Here is a 10275-nt window from a genome sequence, read left to right as displayed (position 1 = left end):
GCGCGAGTCCTGTCAGATAGGGCGAGGCCGCGAACACCGGCGCCAGCGCCGGCCAGGCCTGCCCCAGCCGGTCGGACCACAGGGCCTGGGCGATGACCCCGCGGAGCCGCTCGGCCGCCTTGGCGTCGACCACGGGTCCGCACGGTTTGAGCTGATCGGCGAGCGCCATGGACGAGGATTAGACGGTTCCACGCGCGCTAAGCGAGTCCCGACTACCTCCCCCATTGCGGCGGCAATGGCGGGAGGGGGACGTAGGGCGCGCGAGCCTCACCAGCTTTGCGCCGATTCCGGCGACCCTGGCCTGTCGCCGGAATGCAGACCTCCAGATAGATCAGCCTTGAGGGACCTTCGCGTCGGCCGCCAAGTATATCGAGCAATAGAGGGGGCCCTCGCGAGAGGCTCCGCTACAGCCCAGCTACAGCATCGCCCGGGATACGACCGAAATCATGAATAAAAGCAGATTGCTACGAATGGACAATGTCGGCATCGCGGTGGAATCCCTCGACGACGCGCGGCCCCGAAGGACTTCTCATCGGACTGGCAGAACCACTCGGTCCTAGACGGTAGCGGTCGACCGGACTCGCCGAACGTCAGCAGCGGGTGGAACGTCGTCCTTGGCTCAGCGCCACGAACCAGACGTTCGGCAAGCTGCGGCGACCGACTCCGCCTTGACGTGGCCCGACTCGACCCCAATACCGAGCCCATGCAGTCCACCGCCGCGCACGCTCTGGCCGACGCCACCTTTCCTGATTTGCCGAACCACTACCGCGGCAAGGTCAGGGACAACTACGACCTGCCCGACGGGCGTCGGATCATCATCGCTTCAGATCGGCTAAGCGCCTTTGATCGCATCCTGGCGGTCATTCCCCACAAGGGTCAGGTCCTGACCCAGACGGCGCGTTATTGGTTCGATCAGACGGCCGACATCTGTCCGAACCACGTTTTGGAGTACCCCGACCCCAATGTGGTCATTGGGCGGCGCCTGACCATCCTGCCGGTTGAGATCGTCGTTCGAGATTACCTCGCTGGGACGACCGGCACCTCGATCCTGACCCTGTACAAGCAAGGCCAGCGCAGCATGTACGGGCACACCCTGCCCGATGGCCTGCGCGACAATCAGCGCCTGCCGCAGCCGATCATCACACCCTCCAGCAAGGCCTTCGACGGCGGCCACGACGAGCCGCTGACGCCGGACGAGATTCTGGCCCAGGGACTGCTGACGGCGGAGCAGTGGGAGGCGGTGTCCACCTACGCGCTGGCGCTTTTCGCCCGCGGCCAGCGAATTGCCGCCGAGCGAGGTCTGATCCTGGTCGACACCAAATACGAGTTCGGAACCGACGCCGACGGCCAGATTCTCCTGGCCGATGAAATCCACACGCCCGACTCCAGCCGCTACTGGATTGGCCAGACCTATGCCGCAAGGTTCGCAGCTGGCGAGCGCCCCGATTCCTTCGACAAGGACTTCGTGCGCAGCTGGGTGGCGGCGCGGTGCGATCCCTACGCCGACGCGATCCCCGAGATACCGGCCGGAATGATCGAGGAGACCTCGAAGGTCTACATCCAGGCGTTCGAGGCCATCACCGGACAGACCTTTGAGCCCCCCGCCGCGGACGAACCGGTGCTGGACCGCATCCGCCGCAACCTGGCGCCATACCGCCGTTAGGCTGACTGGACGCCGATCCCTCAAAAATTCCGGGTGCGTTCAAGGTCTCGGGGGGTGACCGGCAGGACGTCCGAGATGGGTCGATAGCGGGCTCGCCCTTAGTGGACAACGCCCCCAGGCGCACCCACGGGAATGGCGCTGATCGAAGGGCAGCTCACGGTCATGACGGAGCTCACCGGCACCTCAAGCACGTTGGGATTTTCCCCCTTCAGCCGCAACGCCAGCGCCCACTGATGCGCCCGCATGATGTTCAGGTCGACCTGCCCGCTCTGAAAGCGCGCCTGCGCCAGGAGGGTGGCGAACTGGTCAACCTCCTGCGGCGTCAGGTGGTCCAGCCCGTCGATCGCGTCCAGCTTGGACCAGACCTCTTCCTCAACATCCTGAGCGCGGCCGTATTGCTCCGTCGTGTAGTACATGTTGCCGAGGCTTTGCTGCTCCTGGGGGGAGAACAGGCTTGCGCGTCCGGCCTGGGCGTTGGCTTCCCACCGAAGGCTCGTCAGCTTGGCGTGGTAGACCCGTTGGAGCTGTCGCGGGACGGGATAGGGCCGCCCATGCCGGGCTTTGGCGAGCACATCGCCGAGCTCCGCCATCTGCTGGCGCGTGCAGGGCTGGGTTTTCTCCCGCCGCTCCAGCCACCAAAGGTTCTCCCGCACCTCGGCTCGAACCGACTCGCGGGCTTCATTGGCGATCCTGTGCTCGTGGACGGTCTCGGCCGCCTGTTCGGCGCTGAGCGCGGTAAGGACACCGATCACGATGATCAGGTACTCCTTCAGGAATTCGCGCCAACCGCGCCACGGCTTGGGTTTGTGGATGTCCATGCCGCCCCCCGACGGACCAACTGCCCTGGAGCTTGGGTATCACGGATCGAGAGAAGGTCCGCCTTGGGTCGAAAGCGGTCGTCGCGAGGTCGTCCGCAAAGCGGAACTTGGGAAGGGCTGGTTCGGGTGAAGGCGGTCAATCGCCCGCCGCTTCTCAACCGATGACCCGGGGCTCCCGGATATAGCCAAAGCCGCCGACGCCGGACCAGGCCTGTCCGTCGGGATAACGCACCTCGACGCCGCACAGGTCGCGCTCATCCGCCAGCCACATATTGACGCCCATGAGCGTGTTTCCGAACTTCGACACGGCGCCGTCGGTCAGGACAAAATGGGTCGTCGAGCCGCACTCGGCGCAGAAATGGACTTCTGCATTCGGGTCTTCCTTATCCGCCCGGCTATATCCTTTCGTTGGGCCGGCAACGCTCACTTCCGATGGAAGAAAATATCCCCAGCGGGCACCCGCTTTACTGCACAACGTGCAGTTACATTCATTGATGTACTCTGGCCGCCTTTCCACCGTGACATGGACTTGGCCGCAAAGGCAGGAAAGCGTCATCGGATGACCACCAGGCCAAGAGGCGAGCCTGAAGGTTAGCGGTTGACGCGCAACGCATCAATCCAGCCCTCGGTCGGCGTCATCGCCAGGTCCCTGGCCCCTCAAGCCCGCGGCAGGATCAGCGCCACCCTCAGCCCCGGGCCCATCTCGCCGACCTTGCCGGGGCCTTCGGCGAGCTCCAGCCGCCCGCCGTGCGCCTCGGCCACCGCCGCCACCAGCGACAGGCCCAGACCCGCGCCGGGTTCGTTGCGGCTGTTCTCCAGGCGCACGAAGCGCTCCACCACCCGCTCGCGGTCGCCGTCGGGGACGCCCGGGCCGGTGTCGGTGACCGAGAACTCGATCTCGCCGGAGGAGCGGCGGCGCACCCGCAGCATGATCGCGCCGCCGGACGGAGTGTACTTCACGGCGTTGTCGAGGATGTTGGCCAGCGCCTGGGCCAGGAACTCGCGGTTGCCGCGGGCCTGCAGGTCGTTCTGCAGCTCGGCGGCGAAGTCGATGCCCTTGTCCTCGCACAGGGGCTCGTAGAGTTCGGAGATGTTGGCGGCCAGTTCCGAGGGGTCGAACAGCACCGGGTCCGGCGCGGCGCCCGCCGCCTGCAGGCGGGCGATCGACAGCACCGCGCCGAAGGTCTTCAGGACGCCGTCGGTGTCCTCCAGGGCCTGGGCGAGCGCCTGGGTCGGATCGCCCTTGCCGGCCTCGACGTCCAGATAGGCCACCTCCAGCCGCGCCCTGAGCCGGGTGAGCGGGGAGCGCAGGTCGTGGGCGATGGCGTCGCCGGCGTGGCGGTGGCCGGCCATGGAGCGCTCCAGCCGGTCGAGCATCTCGTTGATGCCGGCGGCCAGTTCGTCGAACTCGTCGCGGGTGCCGCGCAGCTGGGCGCGGGCCCCAAGATCGCCGTTGCGCACCGCATCCACCACCTCGGTCAGGCCGGTCATCGAGCGGGTCACGTTGCGGCTGACCAGGATACCCAAGAGCAGGCCCAGGACCACCACGAGCGCGCCGGCGCCCTGGCTGGCGCGGGTGATCTTGTCCACATAGGCCTGGTCCTCGCCCACGTCGGCGCCGACGAACAGGACCTGGCCGCCGCTCAGGCGCTGCTGCAGGCCGCGGGCCGGGTGCTTCATGGTGTGGCCCTGGGCGTCCAGGTCGGTCACCGCGAAGCTGGCCCAGGTGGGCGCGCCGGTGAACTTCTCCACCGGGCTTTCCTCGATAGAGCCGGAGATCTTCTTCTGATCCGGCTTCATCAGGAGGTAGAGGAACGGCCGCTCGCTGGCGGCGCGCTCGATCAGCGACTGGTTGACCGCGTCGACGCCGGCCCGGTCATAGGCCGCCACGAGGCTGTGCATCTCGCGGGTGATCTCCTGGTCGGTGCGCCGCGTCGCCTCGCCCGCCGTCGCCACATAGATGTAGGCCAGGAAGGCGAGCGCCGAGCTGGCGAACAGCCCCAGGATGATCACCGTCAGGCGGAACGGCGCCGTGCGGAATATGCGCGGCAGGCGCATGGCTCCGCCGTCCGATCTCAGGCGTCGAGGCGGTAGCCCGCCCCGCGGACCGTCTGCAGCATGGGACGGTCGAAGCCCTTGTCGATCTTCGAGCGCAGGCGCGAGATGTGCACGTCGATGACGTTGGTCTGCGGGTCGAAATGGTACTCCCAGACCTTCTCCAGCAGCATGGTGCGGGTCACCGACTGGCCGGCGTGGCGCATCATGAATTCCAGGAGCTGGAACTCGCGGGGCTGCAGGTCGATCTCCTTGCCCTGGCGATGCACCGTGCGGCCGATCAGGTCCATCTCCAGCTCGCCGACCCTGAGCAGGGTGTGGACCGAGCCGGTCTCGCGCCGCCGCGCCAGGGCCTCGACCCGGGCGATCAGCTCGGCGAACGCGTAGGGCTTGACGAGATAGTCGTCGCCGCCGGCCTTCAGGCCCTCGACCCGGTCGCCGACCTCGCCGAGCGCCGACAGGAACAGCACCGGCGTCTGGTCGCCCTCGCGGCGGATGGTCTCGATCAGCTGGACGCCGTTCATCTTCGGCATCATCCGGTCGACGATCATCACGTCGAACTCGCCGTCGCGGGCGGCGGTCAGACCCTCCTCGCCATCGGCCGCCCGGGTGCAGGCGTTGCCTGCCTCGGTCAGGCCCCGCTCCATGGCGTCAGCCGCTTCAAGGTCGTCTTCGACGATCAGGATCCGCATTGCTTGGTCCGCCCCCTAGACCCTGTTCTAGCCGGCGATCTTGATCGGCAGGAAGGTCGTGCGGCCTTGCCGGAAGATGCCCAGGAGGACGCCTGTGCGGTTGGCCTTCTTCGCCGCGTCGACCGCGGCAGACACGTCCGCGGCGCTGGTCACCGGGTGGCCGTTGGCCTGGACGATGATGTCGCCGCGATGCAGGCCCTTCTGACCGGCGTCGGAGTTCTGGTCGATGCCCTCGACCACCACACCCTTGACCTCCGGCGGCGCATTGAGCCGCCGGCGCGTGACGTCGTCCAGCGGCGCCAGCGCCATGCCCAACACCGTCGGATGCGGTGTCGGCGGGGCCAGCGGGCTCTTGTCGCCGCCGCCGGGCGTGTTGTCGTTCAGGGCCAGGTCTTTTTCCGACGGGCGGACGCCCGACTTGATCTCGATGGGGCGATGCTTGCCCTCGCGGATCACGTCCAGCTTGATCGAGTCGCCGGGCTGGGCCTTGGCGACTTCGCGGGTCAGCTCCGTCGAGGTCTTGATGGAGACGCCGTTCACCGAGACCACGATATCCCCGGGCATGAGGCCGGCCTTGGCCGACGGGCCGTTCGGCACGGTGTCGGAGACGATGGCGCCCTTCTGCGCGCCGAGCCCCTGGGCCTCGGCCATGTCGGGCGTGAAGTTCTGGATCGTCGCGCCGATATAGCCGCGCTGGATCTTGCCGCCGGTGATCAACTTCTTGGTGATCGCGTCGGCCACGTCGGAGGGGATGGCGAAGCCGATGCCCACCGAGCCGCCCGAGGGCGTGAAGATCGAGGAGTTCACGCCGATGACGCGGCCGTAGATGTCGAAGGTCGGACCGCCGGAGTTGCCGCGGTTGATGGGGGCGTCGATCTGGATGTAGTCGACGAAGTTGTCGCCGATATCGCGGCCATAGGCGCTGACGATCCCGGCCGTGGCGGTGCCGCCCAGGCCGAAGGGGTTGCCCACCGCCAGCACCCAGTCGCCGACCCGCGGCTTGCCGGAATTCTCGAAGCTCACGAACGGGAAGTTGGTGCGCCCGCCCTTGACCTTGATCACCGCCAGATCGGAGGGCTCGTCGCGGCCGATGACGACCGCGTCGAGCTCGGTCTCGTCCTTGAGCACCACCTTGATGGTCTCGGCGTTCTCGACGACGTGGTTGTTGGTGACGATATAGCCGTCCGCCGAGATGAAGAAGCCGGAGCCGGCCGACTGCTGCGTCGGCAGCTTGGGCTGGCCCTTGGGGCCGGCCCGGCCGGTTTCCGGCGGCGCGCCTTCCTCATCGTCGCCGCCGCCGCCCTGGCCGCCGCGCGGCTGCAGGTCGAAGGGAAGGCCCTCGAAGCCCGGGATGTGGCGCAGCGCGCTCGCATCCACGCGGCTGGTCACATTGATCGACACCACGGCCGGGGAAACGCGGTCGAAGATGTCGGCGAACGACATCGGCGCGCCGGGCGGGGGAGCGAAGATCGGCGCCGTCGAGGCCTTGATCAGATGGGCCTGACCGTCGGCATGCGCATCGGGCAATCGCATGCCGGCGCCTGCGACCGCGGCGGCCATGACGCCCGCGCCGGCGACCGCGCCCAGGAGATAGCCCGTCTTCTTGGAGGTCATATGACTTCTGTTTCCCTCTGGCGCAGATCGGTGGGACCGCCGCACCCGTAAACCTAGGTTCGATGCATCGAAGCGCAACTGCGCTCAAGTTACCTTTAAGACAGCCTGCGAGAGCCAATCCGTCCGTTGTAGGGCGCAATCATGTCAGGCTGGATCGGTTTCTGACAGCCGTCTCACACGTTCGGCCTCCGCAGGTGAGAGTTCGGCGTCGCCGGATCGGTTCCTCAGGCGCGTGAAAAGCAGGCCTGCCCCCAGAATGACCACAAGGAACGGCCCGCCCCAGAGGGCCAGGTTCATCCAGGAAAACGCCGGGGTCAGCAGCACGAACTCGCCGTAGCGGTCGGTGAGGAAGCGTTTGACCTCGACATCGCTGTGCCCGGCCTTGACCTGCTCGCGCACGACCTTGCGCAGGTCGGCGGCGAGTTCGGCCTCCGAATCGTCGATCGATTCGTTCTGGCAGACGAGGCAACGCACGTCCTGCATGATCGCCCGGGCGCGGGCTTCCTGGGCGGGATCGGGCAGGCGGTCGGCGGGGTCGGCCGCGGCGGCCAGGCAGAGCACGCCGGCGAACATCGCCGCCAGGGCCTGCAGGCGCCTCACGCCGGCTGTTCCTTCGCCGCCGCGGGCGCCGGCGTCGCCGCCGCGCGCCGCCGGGCCACGCCAAGGCGCATCCGCCGGTCGGAAAGCGAGGTGAGTCCGCCCAAGGCCATGATCACAGGGCCCAGGAAGATCAAGCTCGCCCAGGGGTTCCAGTAGGCGCGGATCAGCCAGACCGGCGTGCCGTCCAAGGCCTTCCGCCGCTCGCCCAGCACCATGTAGAGGTGCGAGGCGCCGCGGTAGCAGAGCGCGATCCCGGAAATCGTCTGGCCGCCGGCCGGATAGAAGCGCCGATCGGGCTCGCCGGTGCAGACCTCTCGGCCAGCCTTGGTCACCCGGATCATCGCCCGCTCGGAATCGTAGTTCGGCCCCTCGACCGGGCGCACGGTCTCCAGCGTCAGGTGATAGGCGCCGACGTCCAGCGCGCCGCCCAGCGGCAGGGCTTCAGCCGCCTCGCCCTTCCAGCCCAGTTCGGCGCAGGCGCCCAGCACGAACACCCCGAGACCCAGGTGCGCCAGCGTCATGCCCCAGGCGCCGCGCGGCAGGCCCGTGAGCCGGCGCCAGCTGTCCGCCGCCGAGACGCGGAAGGCCCGGGTGCGCTCGACGAGCTCGGTGACGACGCCAGCGACCAGCCAAACGCCGATGGCGATCCCCAGGGCGCCGAACGCCTTCCGCGGGCTCACCAGGGCGTAGGCCAGGAGACCGCAGCCGAGCGCGATCAGCGCCGCCGCCCACAGTCGCTGGCCAACACCGTGAAGATCGCCGCGCTTCCAGGCCAGCAGCGGGCCGGCCGGCAGGATGATCGCCAGGGCCGCCATCAGCGGCGCGAAGGTCCAGTTGAAATAGCCGGGGCCGATGGAGATCGGCGTGCCCATGGCCTCGCGGACCAGCGGGAACAGCGTCCCGAACATCACCGTCGTCGTCGCCGCGGCCAGCAGGATGTTGTTCATCACCAGCGCGCTCTCGCGGCTGATCGGGGCGAACAGGCCGCCCTGCGCCAGCTTGGGCGCGCGCCAGGCGAAGAGGGCGAAGGCGGAGCCGGCGGTCACGCCGAGGATGATCAGCAGAAGTACGCCACGCTTGGGATCGACGGCGAAGGCATGGACGGATGTCAGCACGCCCGAGCGCACCAGGAACGCGCCCAGCATGGAGAAGGTGAAGGCCCCGATGGCCAGGAACAGGCTCCAGCCGGCCAGCGCCCCGCGCTTTTCGGTGACGACGGCCGAGTGCAGCAGGGCGGTGGCCATCAGCCACGGCATGAAGGAGGCGTTCTCCACCGGGTCCCAGAACCACCAGCCGCCCCAACCCAGCTCGTAGTAGGCCCAGAAGGCGCCGAGCGTGATGCCGACGGTCAGGAAGCTCCAGGCGGCCAGAGCCCAGGGCCGGACCCATCGCGCCCAGGCCGCGTCCACGCGCCCTTCGATCAGGGCTGCGACCGCCAGCGAGAAGACCACCGACATGCCGACGTAGCCCGAGTAGAGGAACGGCGGATGGATCGCCAGCGCCGGGTCCTGAAGCAGCGGGTTGAGTGAACGGCCCTCCACCGGCGGCATCGCGATCCGCGTCAGCGGGTTCGACGCAAACACCGTGTAGGCCAGGAACACCGTCCCCAGCGCGCCCTGCGTCGCCACCATCAGCGCCTTCAGGCCCCGGGGAAGGCCGCGCCCCAGCGTCGCCGCCGCCGCGCCGTAGCCGGTGAGGATCAGGCACCAGAGCAGGATCGATCCCTCGTGGCTGCCCCAGGTCCCGGCCACCTTGTAGAGCAGCGGCTTTTCGGTGTGCGAATTGGCCGCCACGTTCGCCACCGAGAAGTCCGAGGTGACGAAGGCGTGGATCAGGCAGGCGAAGGCGATGGCCACGCCGGCGAAGGACGCCACCGCCGCGCCCTCGCCCGCCGCCGCCAGGACGGCCGAGCGGCGCACGCGCGCCGCTGCCGACAACGCCATCTGAACGACGGCGAAGGTGAGCGCCAGGACGAGCGCGAAGGATCCGAACTCTGCAATCATTGGGGCGCGATCATGTGGCGGGCTGGGCCTTCGCGTAATCGGGCGTCGAGCCGTCGCCGCGCCATTCGCCCTGCGCCTTCAGGGCCTTTTCCAGGTCCGGCGGCATGTACTTCTCGTCGTGCTTGGCCAGCACCTGCTTGGCCTCGAAGACGCCGTCCTCGCGGAAGGCGCCCACGGCGACCACGCCCTGCCCCTCGCGGAACAGATCCGGCAGGTCGCCCTGGAAGCTGACCTTGTCCCTGGCCGTGCGGTCGGCGACCACGAAGTCCACGCGCCCGTCCGGATGCTTGGCGACGCTGCCCATCTGCACCATGCCGCCGAGCTGCACGGATCGTCCCGGCGGCGGGTGGGCAGCGGCGGCCTGGCTCGGCGTATAGAAGAACGAGATCGAGCCCCGCAGGCCCCACAGCGTCAGGCCCAGCGCCAGCGCCAGCACCGGGGCGATAGCCGCCACCAGGGTCAGGCGGCGCCGCGCCTTTGGGGATTTGGGCAACCAGCTCATTTCATCGGCTCCGTCGCGGCCGCGGCGGCGAGCGCGGCCAGCTCGTCCGGCTTGCCGGCGTAGCGGGCGCGGGCCGATTTCAGCGCCGCGTCGCGCTTCTCGGTGTCGCCCAAGACGGCGTAGGCCTTGACCAGCTGCACCCAGCCGGCCGGGTCGTCGGGGCTCTGCTGCAGCCGCGCGGCGAGGCCCGCCACCATGCCGCGCACCGCGGTCATCTGATCGCCGGAGAGGCCTTGCGGCGCGGCCGGCGGCGGGGGCGGAAGCGGATGGCCCTCAGCCTGGGCGATGGCGCCCTGGAGATCGCCCCGCCGCGGATCGCTGGCCGGCA

10 protein-coding genes and 1 pseudogene are annotated in these 10275 nt (G+C 68.6%); 1 reads left to right on the top strand and 10 read right to left on the bottom strand.

Annotated features, from left to right (window positions below; translation table 11 throughout):
- Nucleotides 1-169: hypothetical protein (locus tag E8A12_RS07630; protein ID WP_293367322.1), on the bottom strand; the 169-nt coding region annotated here is incomplete at its 3' end.
- Between the two features lie 534 nt (nt 170-703).
- Between E8A12_RS07630 and E8A12_RS07625 the strand changes: the two genes are divergently transcribed.
- Nucleotides 704-1663, top strand: a complete 960-nt coding sequence (locus tag E8A12_RS07625) for a phosphoribosylaminoimidazolesuccinocarboxamide synthase (protein WP_293367321.1) — start codon at nt 704-706, stop codon at nt 1661-1663.
- A 98-nt stretch (nt 1664-1761) separates the two neighbouring features.
- On the opposite strand, the gene E8A12_RS07620 is transcribed toward E8A12_RS07625, so the two are convergent.
- The 9 genes and pseudogenes from E8A12_RS07620 to E8A12_RS07580 form a co-directional block, all read right to left on the bottom strand.
- Complete coding sequence (locus E8A12_RS07620; protein ID WP_293367320.1) at nt 1762-2481, bottom strand: hypothetical protein; 720 nt, start codon at nt 2479-2481, stop codon at nt 1762-1764.
- A gap of 154 nt (nt 2482-2635) precedes the next feature.
- On the bottom strand, nt 2636-3037 hold the full coding sequence (locus E8A12_RS07615; RefSeq protein ID WP_293367319.1) for a hypothetical protein: 402 nt from the start codon (nt 3035-3037) through the stop codon (nt 2636-2638).
- 101 nt (nt 3038-3138) lie between these two features.
- Nucleotides 3139-4539, bottom strand: coding sequence for a HAMP domain-containing sensor histidine kinase (locus E8A12_RS07610; RefSeq protein WP_293367318.1), 1401 nt, complete (start codon nt 4537-4539; stop codon nt 3139-3141).
- A gap of 17 nt (nt 4540-4556) precedes the next feature.
- Nucleotides 4557-5228 (bottom strand): response regulator transcription factor, encoded by a 672-nt coding sequence (locus E8A12_RS07605; protein ID WP_293367317.1) that lies wholly within the window; start codon nt 5226-5228, stop codon nt 4557-4559.
- Nucleotides 5229-5255: 27 nt separating this feature from the next.
- Nucleotides 5256-6842, bottom strand: coding sequence for a Do family serine endopeptidase (locus E8A12_RS07600; protein ID WP_293367316.1), 1587 nt, complete (start codon nt 6840-6842; stop codon nt 5256-5258).
- A 144-nt stretch (nt 6843-6986) separates the two neighbouring features.
- A complete protein-coding gene (locus tag E8A12_RS07595; protein WP_293367315.1) occupies nt 6987-7442 on the bottom strand; it encodes a cytochrome c-type biogenesis protein in 456 nt (151 codons plus the stop codon).
- Nucleotides 7439-9445, bottom strand: a complete 2007-nt coding sequence (locus tag E8A12_RS07590; RefSeq protein ID WP_293367314.1) for a heme lyase CcmF/NrfE family subunit — start codon at nt 9443-9445, stop codon at nt 7439-7441. The genes E8A12_RS07595 and E8A12_RS07590 overlap by 4 nt, the downstream gene beginning before the upstream one ends.
- 10 nt (nt 9446-9455) lie before the next feature.
- Nucleotides 9456-9947 (bottom strand): cytochrome c maturation protein CcmE, encoded by a 492-nt coding sequence (gene ccmE, locus E8A12_RS07585; RefSeq protein ID WP_293367313.1) that lies wholly within the window; start codon nt 9945-9947, stop codon nt 9456-9458.
- Nucleotides 9944-10275 (bottom strand): annotated as a pseudogene (locus E8A12_RS07580) (c-type cytochrome biogenesis protein CcmI); the annotation flags it as partial. The pseudogene E8A12_RS07580 and the gene ccmE, both read right to left, overlap by 4 nt.

Source organism: Phenylobacterium sp. (genome assembly GCF_004799395.1).
GTDB lineage: Bacteria > Pseudomonadota > Alphaproteobacteria > Caulobacterales > Caulobacteraceae > Phenylobacterium.
Note: the sequence above shows the minus strand (reverse complement) of the source record. Positions and strands in the feature narration are given on the sequence as shown.

Bases quoted from the DNA above. Each gene is read 5' to 3' on its own strand.
- E8A12_RS07625 (WP_293367321.1), top strand. From the start codon at position 704: ATGCAGTCCACCGCCGCGCACGCTCTGGCCGACGCCACCTTTCCTGAT.
- E8A12_RS07620 (WP_293367320.1), bottom strand. From the start codon at position 2,481: ATGGACATCCACAAACCCAAGCCGTGGCGCGGTTGGCGCGAATTCCTG.
- E8A12_RS07615 (WP_293367319.1), bottom strand. From the start codon at position 3,037: ATGACGCTTTCCTGCCTTTGCGGCCAAGTCCATGTCACGGTGGAAAGG.
- E8A12_RS07610 (WP_293367318.1), bottom strand. From the start codon at position 4,539: ATGCGCCTGCCGCGCATATTCCGCACGGCGCCGTTCCGCCTGACGGTG.
- E8A12_RS07605 (WP_293367317.1), bottom strand. From the start codon at position 5,228: ATGCGGATCCTGATCGTCGAAGACGACCTTGAAGCGGCTGACGCCATG.
- E8A12_RS07600 (WP_293367316.1), bottom strand. From the start codon at position 6,842: ATGACCTCCAAGAAGACGGGCTATCTCCTGGGCGCGGTCGCCGGCGCG.
- E8A12_RS07590 (WP_293367314.1), bottom strand. From the start codon at position 9,445: ATGATTGCAGAGTTCGGATCCTTCGCGCTCGTCCTGGCGCTCACCTTC.
- ccmE (WP_293367313.1), bottom strand. From the start codon at position 9,947: ATGAGCTGGTTGCCCAAATCCCCAAAGGCGCGGCGCCGCCTGACCCTG.